This is a genomic window from Solwaraspora sp. WMMD406, assembly GCF_029626025.1.
Classification (GTDB): domain Bacteria; phylum Actinomycetota; class Actinomycetes; order Mycobacteriales; family Micromonosporaceae; genus Micromonospora_E.
The window spans coordinates 4,111,444-4,130,127 of sequence record NZ_JARUBF010000001.1 but is presented as its reverse complement, the minus strand read 5'-3'; the positions used below and the strand labels follow the sequence as shown (position 1 = coordinate 4,130,127).

Genomic DNA, 18,684 nt, shown 5'->3' with positions numbered 1-18,684 from the left:
CCGGCCGGCGGCCGGCGGGCCAGGAAGCGACGATTGTCTGGGGTTTCACCCAGTCTCCCTGCCGCGAAGTGGACAGGACCACGAGCAGCGCACTATCCAGTGTGGTGGCGGCACGGTCCATGGAAAGGCGTACCCCTGGTGGCAGACGTCGACACCCTGTGCCGGCTGACCGTACAGGTGCCCGCCGGGCGGATCGAGCTCGCGGTACCGACCGACGTCGAGATCGCCGAGCTGCTGCCGACAGTCGTACGCCTCGGCGGCGCGGATCTGGCCGAGGCGGGACTGCCGCACGGCGGATGGGTGTTGCAACGCCTCGACGGGACCCGGCTCGACGGTGAGCAGACCCTGCGCGACGCCGGAGTACTCGACGGCGAGCAGCTGCATCTGCGGCCCTACTACGCCGAGATCCCGACGGTGCACTTCGACGACATGGTCGACGGCGTCGTCACCACGATGGCCGACCGCACCGACACTTGGCGGCCGGAGTGGACCAGAGCCCTGCTGCTGAGCTGGGCCGGGGTCGCGCTCGTCGGCCTGCTGGTGATGCTCGCCGGCACCGGGCCGGCCGGCGGCGTCGGACTGCTGGTCACCGGCGTGGTGTTGCTGGGCGCGGCGGCCGGCGTGGCCCGCGCTCCGGTGCACCCGGGGGCCGCCGCGGTGCTGGCGGTCGCCGGCTGCGCCGCCGCCGGCACCGGGGTGACCTGGTTCGCGCCCGACCCGGCCGGCGCGGTGCTGCTGGCCGCTCTGACCGTGGTGGCGGCCAGCCTGATCGCCGTCCCGGCGGTCGGCGGACGGTCCGCGCCGGTGTTCAGCGCCGCCTGTCTGGGTGGAACGCTGGCCGCCGTCGGCGGGGCGGCGCTGCTCGCCGGCACCGCGGCGGCCGGGGCCGCCGCGATCGTGGCGGTGACCACGGTGGTGACCAACTCGCTGCTGCCGGCCACGGCGTTCCGGCTGGCCGGGTTGCGGATGCCGATGCTGCCCACCCATGCTGGCCAACTGGCCGAGGACGTCGACCCGCTGCCGGACGCCGGGGTCCGCGACCGGGTGGCCCGCGCCGACGTGTTCCTCAACTGGCTCTACCTGGCGGCCGGGGTGGTCGAAGGCGGATGTCTGGTGGTCCTCGCCGGCAGCCGGGACTGGTGGACGTTCGCGTTGACCGTCGTGTTGACGCTGCGGCTGCTGCTGCACGCGCTGGTGTTGCGGGCCCGCTGGCAGCGGCTGGCGGCGGCGGTGCCCGGCAGCGTCGGTGTGGTGTTGGTGCTGGCGCACCTGACGCTCCGGTTCGGACCGGTCGGCGATCTGGTCGTCGCCGGGGCACTGGTCGCCGGGGTCGCCGGACTGGTCGCGGCGGCCCACTACGTACCGGGCCGTCGGTTCGTGCCGTACTGGGGGCGGGCGGCCGATCTCGCGCACACCCTCGCGGCGGCCGTGGCGGTGCCGCTGATGCTGCAGGTGCTGGGCCTGTACGGCTTCATTCGCGGATTCATGGGATAGCCGGTGCAGTCTCGGCGCGACCAGGTCCAGGCGCACATGTTCACCATGAGCCGGTTGTCGGCGGCGATGCTGCGCTCGGCACCGGACCACCCCGACCAGCCGACCGGCCGGTCGCTGCGCGGGATCCTCGGCGGGCTGGCTCTCGCGTTCATCGTGGCCGTGCTGGTGACCATCGTCAGCGTGTTGTTCCCGCCGGCCCGCGAGGTCAACTGGCGGGTCAACGGGGCGGTCGTGGTCGACGTCAGCTCCGGAGCCCGCTACCTGTACGCCGACGGCGTCCTGCATCCGGTGGCGAACCTGACCAGCCTCCGGCTGATCCTGGGTGGCGAACCATCGGTGGTCACGGTGGAACGGGCGGCCCTGGTCGGGACGCCCCGGGGTGCCCCGGTGGGGGTCGTCGGCGCGCCGGAACGGCTCCCGGACCCGGGCGGGCTGAGCCGGGCGCCCTGGCTGGCGTGCGCCGCAGTGGCCGGCCGAGGAGCCGACGCGGTGCCGAGGTTCGTGCTGGAGGTCGCCACCGACCGCCCGGTCCAGCCGCTGGGTGCCGAGGGCACGCTGGTCAGCGCCCCGGACGGCAGCGTCCATCTGCTCGTGGGCGAGACCCGGCATCTGTTCGACGCAGACGGCGGGGCCCGGGAGGCCCTCGGGTACGGCACCGCGCCGGTCCGCCCGGTACCGGCCGAGTTCCTGCGGCTGTTACCGGCCGGACCGGACCTGAGCCCGCCGGAGGTGTCTCGGCGCGGTGACAACGGACCGATCCTGGCCGGTACGGCGACCCGGCTCGGTCAGGTGTTCAGCGGCCCGGGTGGCGCGGCGTACCTGCTGACCGGCGACGGCCTGGTGTCGATCACCCCGACGGTGCTGGCGCTGCTGATCGGCGACCCGCGCACCCAGGACCTGGCGTACGGCGGGGCGACTCCACAGCTGGTGCCGATCGGGGCGCGCGACGTCGCCGAGCACCGGTCGACCCGGCCGCCGGAAATCCGGGTCGACGCGCTGCCGTCGGTCCCACCGCCGCTGACCGACCCGGCCGGGGACGATCTGTGCGCCAGCGTCTCGGCCGATCAGGACCAGCCGGTGCTGACCCTGGTCACCGCGGCCCCGGTCGGCGCACCGCTGGCCGGTGCGCCCGCCAGCGGGCCGACGCTCGCCGCCGGTCTGGTGCCCGGCTGCGGGCAGGTCGATCAGGTCGTGGTGGCCGGTGACACCGGGGTGCTGCTGCGGACCACGCCGACCGCCACCTGGTATCTGGTGGCCGACACCGGTGCCCGGTATCCGCTGGGTGAGGACGGGCCGGCGCCGGAGCTGGGTTACCGTGGCCAGCCGGCGGCCCGGCTGCCGGAGGCGCTGGTCGAATTGTTGCCGACTGGCCCGGTCCTCGACCCGGAGGCCTACCGGCCCGGTGGCAGCGGCGCGGCTGCGCCGCGCCCGGAGTGCGACTGACCCCGCCGTCCGCCGGACACCAGCGGGCCGGACACCAGGAGGCCGGACACCAGGAGGCCGGACACCGGCGGGCCATCGGCCGGGGCTCGTCCGGCCGGCGTCGGGTCAGCGACCGCCGTCGGTTCCGCCCGGCGCGGTGTCGGCACCCCAGGTGTTGTCCTCCCCCCGGATGGTGTCCTCCACGGTGGGCACCTTGGGTGCGGCGACGCCGGACTCGCGGGCGTCGCCGACCGGCAGGTTGCTCTGTGCGTCCCGGACCGGTTGGGGTGTCGGCCGGTTGCGGTTCGGCGCTCCGGCGAGGACGTCCAGGATGGTGTCGGGCGTGACCGGCGGTTCGTCGTCGTTGCCGTCGGTGAGGTCCCAGGGCAGTCCGCGCGGCTCGCCCTGCTTGCGGCGGGCCGCCCGGCTGCGGGCCTGGTCGATCTCCTCGCGCAGGGGATACGGCGTCCGGTTACGGGGCTGGTCCTGGCCGCCGCCGCCCGCACCACCACCGGCCGGCGGCGGCACGTACGGCGGGTAGCCGCTCTCGCCCGTGGACTGCGGGGTGAGGCCACCGGTCAGCGCCGCGTCGCGGGTGTCGACGGAGCGGCTGACGTCGACGCCGCCGGGGTCGACGCCCTCGCCGATCCCGCCTCGGGGCAGGAGCTGGCCCGGGGGCAGCCGCCGGTCGCCGAGGTCACCCAGGTCGGGCGGCTGGTAGGTGCCGCCGACCGGGACCGGGACCTGCCGGGGGATGCCGTCGACCAGGTCACCTGGGACCGCCGGCGGGAGCAGGGTGCCGGGACGGGAGTCCGGTGGGTCGAGTCCGAAGTCGTCCCGGCCGCCCACCAGGTCGGGCCGCTGCACCACGCCGTCACGGGTGCCCGGTCGGCTCGGGTCGATCAGGTCCGGGATCGACCGGTCGACGCCGCGCAGTTCGTCCAGCGACGTACGGCTGCCGCCGTCGGTGACCAGGTCGTAGCCCCCGTTGCCGTCTGGTTCGAGGCGCACACCGTCGATCGTGCGTCGGGTGCCGTCCGGGGCGACGAGGTCGATGCCGCCGTCGGCGTTGGGCAGCAGACGTACGCCTTGCGTGCTGTCGGGGGTCAGGTCGAAGCCGGTCAACGGGGTGCGGGTGCCGCCGTCGGTGACCAGGTCGTAGCCACCGGAGCCGTTCGGCTCCAGGCGCAGTCCGTCCAGGTCCTGGCGGGTGCCGTCCCGGCCGATCAGGTCAAGGCCGCCGTCGCTGTCCGGGGTGAGCCACATCGGGTCGCGGTCTCGGGCCAGGTCGAACTGGGTCTGCCAGTCGGACGGCGGATTGTCGCTGCCCGCCGGCGGCTCGTACCGTCCGAGCTGCGGGTTGGTGGTGCGTCCACCGTCGGAGATGCTCGATCCCGGGGGCAACACCACCGGGCTGCCGTCGGTGTCGCGGACCGGTTGTCCGTCGGGGCCGAGTACGGTGCCGTCCGGGGCGATCCGCGAGCCGGGCGGCAGCACCACCGGCGTGCCGTCGGAGTGGAGCATCGGCCGGCCGGCCGGATCGAGCACGGTCCCCGGCGGGTAGTTCAGTTGGTCGCGCAACGGCGGTGGGTCGCGTTCGTCGCCCAGCCCCCGGAACTGGGTCTGGAGCAGGCTGGCGGGCAGCAAGGTCGCCGGGGAGTTCGGGTCACCACCGCGGAGCAGACTCTCGTAATCCTCCTTCTGGGAGGTCAGGTCGTCCTTGAGCCCGTCGATGATCCGCTCGTACTCGTTTTTGAGGTCGGTGATGGCGTCCCGATTGTCCGCGCCGGCATTCTTCAGTACCTCGTCGTAATTTTCCTTCTGGGCACGCATGTCGTCCTGGAGGTCGGTGATTATCCGTTGGTATTCGTCCTCCATAGACTTCATGGCGTCCCGGTTGTCGTCCCGGTTCTGCGCCAGGATCTCCTTGAATTCGTCCTGCTGGTCACGGAGATCCTGTTCGAGATTTTCGATGATCTTGTCGTACTTGTCGATCAGCTTGTCGATGGCCTCGTCGTACGAGTCCTTGAGCTTCTCGATCTCCTCCTCGTACTGCTCCCGGAGCCGCTCCACCTCGCTGTTGGCACCACCACCCGAGCCGTCGCCTCTGCTGGTGGGCGGCACCAGCCGGACCTCCTCGGTGAACTTCGCGCTCGCGAAGACCTCGGCGGAGTCGCGATACTCCCGGCGGATGTCGGCGATGACCTTCTTGCCGACCGGGTCGAGGACCTTGACCACCTGGTCGAGCCAGCTCTTCTTCGCCGCCGCCTCGACCGCGTCGCGCATCACCGCGCTGCGCGGATCGTACTTCTCGTCGGTGAAGACCGGGTTTCTGCTTTCCACCCGGACGACGTTCGACACACCCTCGTAGTGTTTGTGCATCGCGGTGAAGAGATGGTAATGCGGCGAGTACACGTACGGATCGGCGAAGAATGCGTTGTGCCCGTCGACCAGTTCGTTGAGGGCTTTCTCCATTGCCAGGACGGCGTCGCCGATTCCACGGGGGACGGACGTCGCCCCACTCGGGTTGATCTCGCGGTGGACTTCACGCAGCCGTTTTTCGAATTCGCGCAACAGGGCCGCGAACTGGCCGGCGGCCGAGCCCTCCCATGCGCTGGCGTCGGTCTTCAGTTCGGCGGCGTAGCGGCGGAACTCGTTGGCCCAGTGCTCGGCCCACCGGCCGACCCCCACGATGACGCTCTCGTCGTTCCAGAACGTCCGGCGCGAGGCGACGTCGTTGGCCGCCGGGTTGTAGCGGACGAGTGGTTGCAGCGCGGGGTTGAGCGCTTCGAACCGCTTGGGCGGGCGGTCGTCGTTGTCCCACATGAAGCCCCGGTCGACCTTGATCCCGGCGACGACCCACTTGTCCGGGTCGTAGTCCCGGTACCACTGCCAGACCCCTTGCTGGGGTCCGAAGGTGTACGGATCGCCGTACCCGGTCCCGGCCACCGAGAAGACGACGAAGACGTCGAAGTCCTTGTAACGGATCAGCGGCGACGAATCCGGTGGCGGATAGGTCAGGACGATCGCGTCGCCTTCGGTGACCCAGGGCGGCGACTTCTCGCCTGCCACGTCGGACCGGTCGGCCACGTCGGCGTCGGTCGGTAGGAACAGCCAGTTGGCCAGCTCCCAGTCGCCACGTCCGTCCGGCCCGCTCGACGGCGCCACCCACCCTCCTTCGCTCGCCTGCCGGCGGCCGCGCTCTGTCGGACGTCGGCGGCTACAGCCCGAGGTTCGGGGTCGGTTGCCACACGTCCCGGACCAGGTCGAGCAGTTGCGCGGTGGTCAGCGCTTCGTCCGTGCCGACATCGAGGGTCTGCTTCGCGTCCAGGAAATCGTCCCGCAGGGTCTCGATCAGGTCGAACAAGCTCTTGACGTTGCCCTGGGCACTCAACGCCATGGTGGCGAAGTTACTTTCGAGCTGGCCGACCTCGGACATGACCTCCTCGTTGCCGGCGAGCAGGATGGTGAACGGCGTGTCGTCGGCGGGCGCGGGCGGCTCGCCGGTGTACGCGAGCAGCTTGCGCACGTACTGGTTCTCCGTCGCTTCGGCGAGGAAGTCCTCGAAGCGCGTACGGATGGTGCCGTTCAGATAGCGATCGGTGACGGTGAAGGTTTCGTCAGCCACGGTTCACCCCCCGGTTTCAGCCACTCAGCGGCCGGCTGGCGCCAGGATGTCGTAGATCCCGTCGTTGGTGTCCCAGCTGGCTCCGGTAACGCCGGCATCCTGCTCACCCGAGTCGATGACCTGGCCCACGAAGCCGGTCTTCTCCCCCAGGTCCTGGAACTTGATCATCACAGTGTTGTACGCGTTGATCCACTCGTCGAGCTTCGCCTGGAAGACCGAGCTGGACCCGGCCTGGTACGAGCCACGGATCTCACTCTGGATCCGGTAGGCGGTCCGGCCGGCGTTGATCATGTTGGTCACGTGATCGTCCAGCGCCGCGATCGCGGTCTGGAAGCCAGCGTCCTCTTTGTTGAAGAAGCCAGTGCTCATCGACAGCCACCCTTCTCCGCGGTGGCACCGTGGTCGCTGACCCCGGCGACACCTCGCGACACGACGACGCGGCGACCCGGCATCGCCACGGCCCAACGGTTCCCCAGCCGCCGCGCCGGGGCAATAGCGGAATCCCTAGAAACGCCGATTCCGCTGGTGGCGGCCGCGTGCCACGATCGCTTGCGTGGACGACACGGTGGTCGGCCGGGGCATGATCCTCGACGAGGTACGCCGACACCTGGCCGCGCGCGAGACGGTGATCCTCGACGGCCCGACCGGCATCGGCAAGACCACCTGCTGGACCGCTCTGCTGCGGTGGGCTGCCCGGGACGGCTGGCTGGTCCTGCGGTGCGCGCCGACCGAAGCCGAGACGACGGTGGCGTACACCGCGCTCGCCGACCTGCTGAGCCCGCTCGCCGACCAGGTGTCCGCACTACCCGGCCCGCAGCGGGCCGCCGCCGAGGTGGTGCTGCTGCGCGCCGACCCGACCGGTCCGGTCGACGACCGGGCGATCGCGGCGGCCACCCGGGTGCTGATCGACCGCGTGTGCGCGGACCACCGCGTGCTGGTCGCGATCGACGACGCCCACTGGTTGGACCCGCCCAGCGAACGAGCCCTGCGGTACGCCCTCCGACGGGTGTCGCCGACCGTGGCCGTACTGGTGTCCTGCCGGGACACCGGCAGCGGCCCCGGGCCGGCGCCACTCGGGCTCGACCACGGCCCGGACCGGCCGGGACCGGCCCGGGTCGAACTCGGCCCGCTCGACGTCGCCGACCTGCGTCAGCTGCTGCGGGCCCGACTCGGCACCGCCCTGCCCCGCCCCCTGCTCAACCGGATCGCCCGCGATAGCGGCGGCAACCCGCTGCTCGCCATCGAGCTCGCCCGCGCCGTACTGCGTTTGCCCCGGCTGCCCTCCCCCGGCGCCGACCTTCCGGTCGTCGCCTCGACGCACCCCCTGGTGACGCGGACCCTGGCGGCCCTGCCGGCGGCGAGCCGGGAGGCCGTCCGGCTGGCCGCGCTGCTGACCGTACCGACGGTGGCGACCCTGGCCGCCGCCGGAGTGTCGGCGACGGACTTCGAACCGGCCGAGGAGGCCGGGCTGGTGGCGGTGACCGAGGACACGGTCACCTTCCCCCATCCGGTGTACGCCAGCGCGGTGCGCTCCAGCATCCCGCCCGGAATCCGGTCACGGCTGCGTCAGCACCTGGCGCTGGTGGTCGCCGACCCGGACGAACGCGCCCGGCACCTCGCGGTAGCGACCACCACACCCGACCTCGCGATCGCCGACGAACTGACGGCGGCGGCCGGCCGCCAACAGGCCCGGGGAGCGCCGGAGCTGGCGGCGGGACTCTACGACCGCGCCGCCGAACTGACCCCGGAACGGTTCACCACCCGGCGACACGCCCAACGGTTGGCCGCCGCCCGGTGCCGGTTCGCCGCCGGGGACTACCCGGCGGCGACCGAGGCCGCCGAGGCGGCCGCCGCGCTGACGACCGGTGACCTCCGGGCCGAGGCGCTGCTGCTGCGCGCGGTCATCAGTTGGTCCGCCGACGACCTGGCGGCGGCGGTGACCGCCGCGACGCGCGGGTTGGCGGCGACCACGCCCGGCACCCCGCTCGCCGGGCGTGTCCACGCCCACCTCAGCCTCTTCGTCGACCAGCCGGCGCGCAGCCAGCAGCACGCCCACGCCGCGATCACCCTGCTCGAGGGCAGCGCCACCGACCGGGGTCTGCGGTCGGCGGCGCTGCTGCAGCTCTTCTTCCACGAGGTACGGGGCGGGCTACCACCCCGCACCGACCTGCTCGACGAGGCGTTGCACCTGGAAGGCGACGAACCGTCGTGGCTGGCGGCCACCGTACCGGCGGTGTGGTGGACGGCGATCGACGAGCACGACCGGGCCCGCGACCGGCTCCGGCAACTGCTCGACTGGGCGGTGGGTCGCGGCGACGAGCCCCTGCAGCACGACCTGCTCGCCCACCTCGGCGAAACCGAACTGCTGGCCGGCAGGTGGTCGGCCGCGGCCGACCACATCGCCGCCGCCCGGGAACTGGGTCAGCAGCTCGGCACCAGCCAGGTCGGCGAAAGCTGGCTCGCCGGTCTGCTCGACGCGCACCGTGGCCGACTCGTCGACGCCGGCGAGGTCGCCCGGTCCGGGCTGCGGCGGGCCGACGAGATCGACGACCCGTGGTGCCGGCGGATCCACCAGCTGCTGGCCGGATTCGTGGCCCTGTCCGCCGGACGGATGGCCGAAGCCGCCGCCCACTATCGCGGCTTGGCCGCCACCGTCGACGCCGTCGGGCTGGTGGAGCCGTTGTCCACCCGCTTCGAGCCGGACTGGATCGAGGCCTGCGTCGGCGCCGGCGACCTGATCGGTGCCCGGCAGGTGTTCGATCGACTGGCCGAACGCGATCACCGGCTGTCCCGGCCGTGGACCCGGCTGGGGCTGGCCCGCAGCCGAGCGCTGATCGCGGCGGCGCGCGGCGACGATCCGGATCCGGCGCTGCGCGAGCTGACCGCCGCCCGAGACGCGACGCCACCCGAGATCCTTCCACTGGACCGGGCACGCTGCCTGCTCGTCGCCGGCACGGTGCTGCGCCGTACGCGGCGCAAGCGGCCGGCCCGGCTCGCGTTGGAGACCGCGCTCGGCGAGTTCACCGCGCTGGGCGCGGCGGCGTTCGCGGCCCGGGCCGGCACCGAACTCGCCCGGGTCGGCGGCCGGCCGGCCGCACCCCGGCAGCTGACCGGCACCGAACAGCAGGTGGCGCAACTGGCCGCGACGGGATGCACCAACCGGGTGATCGCCGACCGGCTCTTCGTCAGCCCGAAGACCGTCGAGGCCAATCTGGCACGTGTCTACCGCAAACTCGGCATATCGAGTCGGGCGGAGCTGGGCGCGGCGATGGTCGATCGGCCGCAGCCGGCTGACCGGTAGGGCGCAACCGGCTGATCGATAGGGAAACGCCTGATTGCCGGCCGTCGCCCCGTCGCTACCGTCGTGGCATGTCCCGATCACCGGTCACCGCCACCGAGTCGCCGCGCCGTGCCGTGAAACCGCGCCGTGCCCGGCTGCGGGCCGTGGCCACCACGTTCGTCGTCGTGGCGCTGGCGCTGGGCGGATGCGCCACCGGCACGGACCCAGACGAGTCCACCAGCACCGCCACCGGATCCGACCAGGCCGATCCCGGCCCGGCGTCCGGCGACGACACCGGGCAGCCGTCGACCGGCGAACCGGCCGACCCGCCTGCGGACGTCGATCCCTGCGCGCTGGTGACCAAGGACGAAGCCGAGACCCTGGCCGGTACCCCACTCGACGACGCCCGAGCGGTCCAGCAGACGTGCACGTACACCGGACCGGTCACCGGCCCCACCGCGCAGGTGGAGGTCTACGTCGGTGACGGCGCCGCGAAGTTCCTGGACATCGAACGCCAGCTCGAACACCAGCTGGATCCCCTGCCCGGAGTGGGCGACGAGACGTACGTCGGCGAGTCGACCGTCTTCGTCAACGTCGACGGCAGGTGGGTCGCGGTGCGGCTGGTCCGGCTCAACGATCCGGCGGAGAACAGAGCCCCGTTGGAGACGGTCGCCCGTACGGTGGCCGGCCGGCTCTGATCGGCCCTTATGATCAGCCCGTCCTGATCAGCCCGTCCTGATCAGCCACTCCGGTCGTCGGGATTCCCGGACGACACCGGCGGGAAGGCCACCCGCCTCGACAGGCCGGGCGCCAATTTGGAATCATCGATCGTCGTGGACAGCGAGCAGCAACCCGAACCCGTCAAACAGTCGACGCGCTGGCGCTGGCTACAGCACGAATGGACCCTCGCCGTCCTCGGCGGGATCCTGCTCGCGGTGGTCCTCACCTGGCCGACCCTGCGGCACCCGGCGACCACCATCCCCGGTGACATCGCCGACCCCACCCTGCAGGCCTGGCAGGTGGCCTGGGGTGGGCACGTCCTACTGACCGAACCCGGTCGGCTCTGGCACTCCAACACCTTCTTTCCGGAGCTGTTCACCTACGCATACAGCGACACGCTGCTCGGGTACGCCCCGGCCGGGATGATCGGATCCGGGTTCGAGGCCGCCCTGGTGCGGTACAACATCCTCTACGTCCTGCTCTACGCCTTGGCCTTCATCGGGGCGTACGCCCTGGTCCGCCAGCTGGGCGCGGGCCGGATCGGGGCGACGGTGGCCGGCGTGGCCTGGGCCTTCGCCCCGTGGCGGCTGGCCCACTCCGGGCACATGAACATCCTGTCGACCGGCGGCATCGCCCTGTGCCTGGCCATGCTGGCCCGGGGCCACGGCTGGTCCCTTCGGCACGGTTACCGCCCCGATCGGCGTCGCCCCTGGTGGGCCTTTGCCGGCTGGCTGGTCGCCGCCTGGCAGATCAGCCTCGGGTTCGGTATCGGCCTGCCGCTGGTGTACTTCCTCCTCGGGGCGGGCCTGGTCGGTGCCGGGGCGTACGGCTGGTCATGGTGGCGGCGTCGACAGCGGCCGGCGTTCGGCGGCCGGCTGCTCGCCGCCGACCTCGCCGGCGGGGCGGTCTTCGGCGCGGTCACCCTCGGCATCGCCTGGGCGTACTTCCAGGTCGTCGACCTCAACCCGCAGGCCGAACGGTCACTGGCCTGGACGGAGCTGTTCTCCCCACCGGTCCGGGGGCTGTTCACCGCTCCCGGGGAGTCCTGGCTGTGGGGCGACCGCCACGCGGCGGCCCGCGAGCAACTGGTCTGGCCACCGGAGATGGCCCTGCTGCCCGGCGTGACCCTGATCGCCCTGGCCGTGGCCGGGCTGTTCGTCTCGACGCTACGGGTGCGCCACCGGGTGGTCCTCGCGATCGGAGTGCTCGGCACCGCGCTGCTGGCGCTGGGTTCCAACCTCGGTGCCGACGGCGACCCGGGATACCTGACCCTGTCCAAGCACCTGCCCGGCTGGGACGCGCTGCGCACCCCGGGCCGGATGATGATCTGGACCAGCCTGCTGCTCGCGCTGTTGGCCGCCGGTACGCTGACCGCCGCCGCCGCCGCGCTGCGCCGGGGCACCCGTGGCTGGCAGCCGTGGCCCCGTCGGGCGGTCCGCGCGGTGCTGCTGGTCCCGCTGGCCCTGGTGCTGGTGGAAGGGGTCAACCGGACGGCGCACCCGGTCGTGCCCACCCCGCCGGCGGCCTGGGAGAACGTCGCCGGCCCGGTCCTGGTGCTGCCGAGCGACGCGGGCGCTTTCGAACTGAACGTGATGCTATGGTCGACCGAGGGTTTCCCCGAGGTGGCCAATGGACTGGCCGGATTCGTACCGGTCAGCCAGGAGCGCACCCGGTCGATCACCACCACCTTCCCTGACCCCGGCAGTGTCGACTACCTTCGTCAGCTCGGGGTCCGGACCGTGCTGGTGATGCCGGATCGCCTGGCCGGGACACCGTGGGACGGGGTGGCCCAACGTCCCGTCGACGGTCTGGGCATCACCCGCGAGGAGGTGGCCGGTGTACTCGTCTACCGGCTCGACTGACCGCTCCACGGCCGACCCCGCCCGGGAGCCGACGCCGTCGGCCGACCCCGCCCGGGAGCCGGAGTCGTCGGAGCCCGTACCGCTGCGGTTGTCCGTGGTCGTCCCCTGCTTCAACGAGGAGGACTCGGTCACCCGGTTGCACGAGGCGGTGGTGACCGCCGTCGCGGCCGTACCCGAGGTGGACGTCGAGTTCGTCTACGTCGACGACGGCAGCACGGACGGCACGCTGGAGAGGTTGCGGCAGCTGGCCGCCGCCCACCCGGGTGTCCGGTACGTCGCGCTGAGCCGCAACTTCGGCAAGGAGTCGGCCATGCTGGCCGGGCTCGACCACGCCACCGGCGACGCGATCATCATGATGGACGCCGACCTGCAGCACCCGCCACGGCTGCTGCCGGACATGATCGCCCTGTTCCGTCAGGGCTACGACCAGGTGATCGCCTGCCGGGACCGGCGGGGTGACCGGTTCGTCCGTACGGTGGCCTCCCGGGCCTTCTACCGGGTGATGAACCGGTGGGTCGACGTGCAGCTACTCGACGGTGCCGGCGATTTCCGACTGCTGTCGCGCCGTGCGGTCGACGCACTGCGGGCGATGCCGGAGTCCAACCGGTTCTCCAAGGGCCTGTACTCGTGGATCGGCTTCCACACCGTCGTGTTCGCCTACCCCAACGAGTCCCGGGCCGGTGGCGGCAGCCGGTGGACGTTGCGGTCCCTGCTCAACTACGCCCTCGACGGCCTGCTGTCGTTCAACGACCGGCCGCTGCGGTCGGCGATCTACGCCGGGATGGGGTTGACGTTCGTCGCCGTGGCGTACGCGGTGTGGGTGGTGGCGACGGCGCTGATCCGGGGCATCGACGCCCCCGGTTACACCACCATCATCGTCAGCGTGATCGGCCTCGGCGGCATCCAGATGATGATCCTCGGCGTGATCGGCGAATACATCGGTCGGATCTACTACGAGACGAAACGCCGCCCGCACTACCTGGTCAAGGAGTCCGAGGCGGTGCCGCCGGCCGCCGCGTCGCCGGTTCCCCGGCAGTACGGAGCCGTACCGCCTCCCGGTGAGCCGGGACGGCCAGGGCCGTCACGCCGGGTTCGTGGTACGCCGGAACCGGTCGGCCAGATCGGCCGCGCCGGCCTCGGTGAGCCGGCCGAACAGCCGTAGCCGGGCCATCCCGCCGTCGGGATAGACGTCCAACCGTACGTGGGTGACGGTCGACGGCCGGTCGAGGCGGAACCGGTGTCGGGTGTCCGGCCGTAGTTCGGTGACCGGCAGCAGGTCCCGCCACCGCGCCGGATCGGCCGGGTCGTCGGTCGTCGCGTCGACCCCGATCAACCGGGCCGCCGCCGGCGCGTTGCCCTTGAAGTGGCTGGTGTCCAGCTCGACGAGGTCGATCACCCCGGCGGCGCAGAGCTTCACCCGTACCCAGTCGTTGCCGTCGTCGCGACGGCGCGCCGTCTCCCAGCCCTCCCCCATCACCCGCGCCGGACCAGGCAGCAACAGATGCTGCGGCGACCCGTAGAACCGGTCGCTGCACGCTTCGATCCGGCCGCCGTGTTCCACCGCGGCCAGGTCCAGCACCTCGGTCAGCAACCGCGGATCCGGCACCGGTTCACCGTGCACCCGCAACCGCGCGACCCCGCCGTCGGGGAAAATCGTCAACCGTACGTGGGTCTGCCGGCCCGGCACGTCGACCGGGACGACGACCCGCGCGTCACCGGCCAGCGCCGTCCGGGGCACCAGCGGCGTCCAGCGCGCCTCGGCCAGCTGCTCGGGCCCCGGATGTCCGCCCAGGTCGGCGCCGTCGACCTGGGCGTACGGCGGATAGTTGCCGGTGAAGAACGCGGTGTCGATCAGCACCGCGCGGACCACTCCGGGCACGCCCAGCCGGATGATCACGTGGTCGGATCCGGGTTGGCGACGTCGCCGGGTCTCCCACCCGTCGTACACCTGTCCCTTGGCTCCGAAGGTCTGCGGCGCGAACGTCGGCGGAAACGGGTTGAGCAGGTTGTCGGCGGCGGCGAAGAACTCGTCGTTGGCGGTCACGACGCCGCCGCCGAGTGCCCGCGAGGCGAGATCGGGCAGCCAGGTGAGGTCCACGTCGTCGGGCGGACCGGCGGTGGTCTCCGATTGCTGGGCCGTACTCACGCTTCTCCTCTGGTCAGCAGGCGACCGCGCGGCGTTTCCAGGGTCACCGGTGCGCCGCGCAGCCAGGTCGCCCGGACGATGCCGGTCAGGCGTCGTCCGACGTACGGGGATACCGGATGTCGGTGCCGCAGCCGGGCCGGGTCGACGTCGTAGCTGGCGTCGGTGTCGAAGGCGACCAGGTCGGCGTCGGCACCGACGGCCAACCGTCCCTTGGCCCGCAGTCCGGCCAGCTCGGCCGGGGTCTGCGCCATCCACCGCACGATGTCGGCCAGGGTGACGCCCCGTCGCCGGCCTTCGGTCCAGACGGCCGGCAGACCGAGCTGCACCGAGGCGATACCGCCCCAGGCGGTGGCGAAGTCTCCGGTGTCCGGGGTCTTCAGTTCCGGCGGGCAGGGCGAGTGGTCGGAGACGACGCAGGCGATCGTGCCGTTGGCGAGACCCGCCCACAGGGCGTCCTGGTTGTCGCGGTCGCGGATCGGCGGGCAGCACTTGAACTCGGTCGCGCCGTCGGGCACCTCGTCGGCGGCGAGGGTCAGATAGTGCGGACAGGTCTCCGCGGTGACCGGCAGACCGTCGGCGCGGGCTTCGGCGATCAGCGGCAGCGCCCCGGCGGCGGACAGGTGCAGGATGTGCAGCCGGGCACCGGTCCGGCGGGCGGCGTCGATCGCGGCCGCGATGGCGTCGATCTCGGCGGCCGGCGGACGACTGGCCAGGAAGTCCCGGTAGCGGGTGGACGACGGCGCGGGCCGCAGCCGGTCCGGCGCTTCGGCGTGCACCACGAACAGCGCGGGGACCGCCGTCAGCGCGTCGGCGAGGCCGGCCGGGTCCAACGGTGGGAACTCCGGTACGCCGGAGTCGGCCAGGAACGCCTTGAACCCGAACACCCCGGCCGCGTGCAGCTCCGCCTGGTGGTCACGGTTGCCCGGTACGGCGCCACCCCAGAACCCGACGTCGACGTGGCACTGGCCGGCCGCCGCCGCCTGCTTGGCCCGCAGCGCCGCCACGTCGACGGTCGGCGGCAGGCTGTTCAGCGGCATGTCGACGATGGTGGTGACGCCCCCGGCGGCGGCCCCCAGGGTGGCGGTGCGGAAGCCTTCCCACTCGGTGCGGCCGGGTTCGTTGACGTGCACGTGGGTGTCGACCAGGCCCGGCAGCAGTGCGACGTCGCCGAGATCGTTGTCGACGGTGGCCGGCAGAGCGTCCCGGTAGCCGGCGATCGTGATGATCCGCCCGTCGGCGACCGCCACGGCGGCCGGTCGTTCACCGTCGGGGAACACCGTCCGTCGGGAGCGCAGCACCAGGTCAACTGGCATCTCAGGCCTCCTGGTGAGCCGGGAAAGGGCTGGCCAGGGCGACGAGTTCGGCCCTGGCGAAGCCGGTTTCGGGTGGGTCGAGGGCGCCGCAGTCGAGCCCGCGCAGCAGGAACCGGGCCAGCGCCCGGGCGGTCGCCGGTTCGTCGAGGATGCCGCCGGCCCGGCGGGCCAGGTAGGCCCCGAGCCGGGCGACGGCCTGTTCCCGGCCGTCGCGATAGAAGCCGTAGGTGGCGGCGAACCGGGTCGGCAACTGCGCGGGGTGCAGGTCCCAGCCCTGGTAGAAGCCGTTGCGCAGCGATCGGCGTACCAGGTCGGCGTGCCGGCGCCAGGCGGCCCGTACGGCGTCGGCGGCACCGACCGGCAGGACGTTGGTGGAGCCGTCACTGAGTCGTACGCCGGTGCCGGCGGCGGCGACCTGCATGACGGCTTTCGCGTGATCCGACGAGGGGTGATCCATACTCAGGTAATCGGCGGCGACCCCGCACGCGGTTCCGTAGTCGTAGGTGCCGAAGTGCAGTCCGGTGCAGCGGCCGGCGGACGCGCCGATGAGTCGGGCGACGGTCGCACTGCCGTCGGCGGCGAGTACCGCGGCCGGGGTCTCGATCTGGATCTCGAACCGCAGCGTTTGATCGGCCAGCCCGTACGCCTGTTCGAGCCGGTCGCAGATGTCGGCCATCGCGGCGACCTGGGCCGGGTGGCTGACCTTGGGCAGGGTGACGACGAAGCCGGCCGGCGGTCCGCCGCAGGCGTCGAGGAACAGGTCGAGGCTGCGGATGGCGCGGCGGCGGGTCGCCGCTTCGAGGCATTTGATCCGCAGGCCCACCCAGGGCGGGGCCGCGCCGGCGGCCCGGGCGGTGGTCACCGCGTGCGCCGCTGCCCGCAGGTCGGCGTCCTCGCCTGCGTCGTCGCGGACGCCGTACCCGTCCTCGACGTCGATCCGCAGGTCCTCGATCGGCTCGCGGGCGAGTTTGGCGCGGACCCGCTGATCCAGCTCCGGCGGGTACGGTGCCGGCGGGTGATCGCGCAGCGCGGCCAGCGCGGCCGCCCCCCAGGCCGGCACCAGGTCGACGGTGACCCGGTCGGCGGGCACGTAGACGGTGTGCACGGGCTGGCGGTCGGGGCGGTCGCCGGGGTACCGGTCGCGCAGTTCGGCGTCGACCGGGGCCAGGCGGGCGTCGATCGCCGCGTGGTCCGCCGAGGTCAGGCGGGCCATCAGTCGATCAGCCGGTACGCCGGCAGGGTGAGGAAGTCGACGAAGTCGTCGCCGAGGGCGACCTGTTCGAACAGTTCCCGGGCCTCGGGGAACCGGCTGGCCGGCCACTGTGCCGCCGCCATGCCGTCGCGGATCCGGGCCAGCTCGGTCTCGCCGATCCGGCGGACCAGGTCGGCGGTGACCGGGGTGCCGTCGGGCAGTCGGACACCGTTGTGGATCCACTGCCAGATCTGCGAGCGGGAGATCTCGGCGGTCGCCGCGTCCTCCATCAGGTTGTCGATCGCGACCGCGCCGTTACCGCGCAGCCACGCCTCCAGGTAGCGCAGCGCGACCGAGACGTTGCCACGGAGCCCGGCTTCGGTGACGGTGCCGCCGGTGGCGGCGACGTCGAGCAGCTGGTCGCTGGTGACGGCCACCTCCGGGCGTCGCCGGTCGAGTTGGTGCGGCCGGTCGCCGAGGACCTCGTCGAACACCTCGCGGCAGACCGGCACCAGGCCGGGGTGGGCCACCCAGGACCCGTCGAAGCCGTCGCCGGCTTCCCGCTGTTTGTCGGCCCGGACCTGGTCGATGGCGCGGGCGGTGACGTCGGCGTCGCGCCGGTTGGGGATGAAGGCCGACATTCCGCCGATCGCCATCGCGCCGCGCCGGTGGCAGGTGGCGACGAGCAGTTCGGTGTACGCCCGCATGAACGGTGCCGTCATGGTCACCGCCGAACGGTCCGGCAGGACATACGACCCGCCGGCGTCGCGGAAGTTCTTGATGATGCTGAACAGGTAGTCCCAGCGGCCGGCGTTGAGTCCGGTGGCGTACGGGCGCAGCGCCCACAGGATCTCGTCCATCTCGAACGCGGCGGTGATCGTCTCGATCAGGACGGTGACCCGGATGGCACCGGTCGGCAGGCCGAGGGTCTGCTCGATGTGGACGAACACGTCGTGCCACAGCGCCGCTTCCTCGTGGCTTTCCAGCTTCGGCAGGTAGAGGTAGGGCCCGCTGCCCCGGCGCAGCAGCTCGGCGGCGTTGTGGAACAGGTGCAGACCGGCGTCGACAAGCGCGCCGACCGCCGGCTGGCCGTCGACGGTCAGGTGCCGTTCGTCGAGGTGCCAGCCACGGGGGCGGACCACGATGGTCGGGTACGGTCCCGGGCCGAGCCGGTAGGTCTTGGCGTCGGTGGGCAGTTCGATGGTGCGCCGGACCGCCTCGTACAGGTTGCGTTGGCCGCCGATCACGTTCGCCCAGTGCGGGGTGTTGGCGTCCTCCAGGTCGGCCAGCCACACCTTGGCCCCGGAGTTGAGCGCGTTGATGGTCATCTTCCGGTCGGTCGGTCCGGTGATCTCGACCCGCCGGTCGGTCAGGTCCGGCGGTGGCGGCGGCACGGTCCAGTCGCCGGTACGGATGTCGGCGGTGTCGGCCCGGAAGTCCAGCCGTCCGGTGCGGGCGATCTCCGCCCGGCGGCGGCCCCGGGCGGCGAGCAGGTCCGCGCGCCGGGCCGCGAACCGCTGGTGCAGGTCGGTAAGGAACGCGATCGCGTCGGCGGTGAGCACCTCGCCGACGTGATCCACGGCCGGCGCCGGTTCGGCCTGGGTTGGGGGCATCTGACTCACTCCTG

Annotated in this window: 13 protein-coding genes; 6 read left to right on the top strand and 7 right to left on the bottom strand. The window is 72.5% G+C overall.

From position 1 onward, the window contains the following. Positions 1–138 precede the first annotated feature (138 nt). Together eccD and eccB are read left to right on the top strand one after the other, a co-directional pair. The gene (eccD, locus tag O7632_RS18040; protein WP_278115850.1) at positions 139–1,494 is read left to right on the top strand and encodes a type VII secretion integral membrane protein EccD; all 1,356 of its coding nucleotides are present in this window, start codon (positions 139–141) and stop codon (positions 1,492–1,494) included. A 3-nt stretch (positions 1,495–1,497) separates the two neighbouring features. Next, positions 1,498–2,937, top strand: coding sequence for a type VII secretion protein EccB (gene eccB, locus O7632_RS18035; RefSeq protein WP_278115849.1), 1,440 nt, complete (start codon positions 1,498–1,500; stop codon positions 2,935–2,937). A 105-nt stretch (positions 2,938–3,042) separates the two neighbouring features. Here eccB and O7632_RS18030 read toward each other — a convergent pair whose 3' ends face one another. The 3 genes from O7632_RS18030 to O7632_RS18020 are packed head-to-tail and all read right to left on the bottom strand — an operon-like array spanning position 3,043 to position 6,913. Continuing rightward, entirely contained in the window at positions 3,043–6,084 is a 3,042-nt protein-coding gene (locus O7632_RS18030) for a hypothetical protein (protein WP_278115847.1), read from the bottom strand. 52 nt (positions 6,085–6,136) lie between these two features. Beyond that, entirely contained in the window at positions 6,137–6,544 is a 408-nt protein-coding gene (locus tag O7632_RS18025) for a hypothetical protein (RefSeq protein ID WP_278115846.1), read from the bottom strand. A gap of 24 nt (positions 6,545–6,568) precedes the next feature. Further along, positions 6,569–6,913: a hypothetical protein gene (locus O7632_RS18020; protein WP_278115845.1), complete on the bottom strand. Its 345-nt coding sequence runs from the start codon at positions 6,911–6,913 to the stop codon at positions 6,569–6,571. Positions 6,914–7,097: 184 nt separating this feature from the next. On the opposite strand from O7632_RS18020, the gene O7632_RS18015 reads away from it, so the two are divergent. The 4 genes from O7632_RS18015 (at position 7,098) to O7632_RS18000 (ending at position 13,568) form a co-directional block, all read left to right on the top strand. Continuing rightward, complete coding sequence (locus O7632_RS18015) at positions 7,098–9,845, top strand: LuxR family transcriptional regulator (RefSeq protein ID WP_278115843.1); 2,748 nt, start codon at positions 7,098–7,100, stop codon at positions 9,843–9,845. A gap of 68 nt (positions 9,846–9,913) precedes the next feature. Continuing rightward, entirely contained in the window at positions 9,914–10,522 is a 609-nt protein-coding gene (locus tag O7632_RS18010; protein ID WP_278115842.1) for a DUF3558 family protein, read from the top strand. 135 nt (positions 10,523–10,657) lie between these two features. Next, complete coding sequence (locus O7632_RS18005) at positions 10,658–12,406, top strand: hypothetical protein (RefSeq protein ID WP_278115841.1); 1,749 nt, start codon at positions 10,658–10,660, stop codon at positions 12,404–12,406. An 82-nt stretch (positions 12,407–12,488) separates the two neighbouring features. Continuing rightward, positions 12,489–13,568 carry a glycosyltransferase family 2 protein gene (locus O7632_RS18000; RefSeq protein ID WP_347403633.1) on the top strand — a complete coding sequence of 360 codons (1,080 nt, stop codon included), beginning with the start codon at positions 12,489–12,491 and terminating at the stop codon, positions 13,566–13,568. On the opposite strand, the gene alc is transcribed toward O7632_RS18000, so the two are convergent. From alc to aceB, 4 genes are read right to left on the bottom strand one after another with little or no spacing between them, the layout of a single operon-like run. Further along, a complete protein-coding gene (alc, locus tag O7632_RS17995) occupies positions 13,488–14,552 on the bottom strand; it encodes an allantoicase (protein ID WP_278115838.1) in 1,065 nt (354 codons plus the stop codon). The genes O7632_RS18000 and alc overlap by 81 nt on opposite strands. After that, complete coding sequence (gene allB, locus O7632_RS17990; protein WP_278115836.1) at positions 14,549–15,865, bottom strand: allantoinase AllB; 1,317 nt, start codon at positions 15,863–15,865, stop codon at positions 14,549–14,551. The genes alc and allB overlap by 4 nt, the downstream gene beginning before the upstream one ends. Position 15,866: 1 nt before the next feature. After that, the gene (locus tag O7632_RS17985; RefSeq protein WP_278115834.1) at positions 15,867–17,078 is read right to left on the bottom strand and encodes an aldolase/citrate lyase family protein; all 1,212 of its coding nucleotides are present in this window, start codon (positions 17,076–17,078) and stop codon (positions 15,867–15,869) included. After that, positions 17,078–18,670, bottom strand: coding sequence for a malate synthase A (aceB, locus tag O7632_RS17980; protein ID WP_278115832.1), 1,593 nt, complete (start codon positions 18,668–18,670; stop codon positions 17,078–17,080). Before aceB ends, O7632_RS17985 begins: the two co-directional genes overlap by 1 nt. Between the last annotated feature and the right edge of the window lie 14 nt (positions 18,671–18,684).

Excerpts from the sequence above, each read along its gene's own strand:
- O7632_RS18020 (WP_278115845.1), bottom strand. The coding sequence starts at position 6,913 with ATGAGCACTGGCTTCTTCAACAAAGAGGACGCTGGCTTCCAGACCGCG.
- O7632_RS18010 (WP_278115842.1), top strand. The coding sequence starts at position 9,914 with ATGTCCCGATCACCGGTCACCGCCACCGAGTCGCCGCGCCGTGCCGTG.
- allB (WP_278115836.1), bottom strand. The coding sequence starts at position 15,865 with ATGCCAGTTGACCTGGTGCTGCGCTCCCGACGGACGGTGTTCCCCGAC.
- O7632_RS17985 (WP_278115834.1), bottom strand. The coding sequence starts at position 17,078 with ATGGCCCGCCTGACCTCGGCGGACCACGCGGCGATCGACGCCCGCCTG.
- aceB (WP_278115832.1), bottom strand. The coding sequence starts at position 18,670 with ATGCCCCCAACCCAGGCCGAACCGGCGCCGGCCGTGGATCACGTCGGC.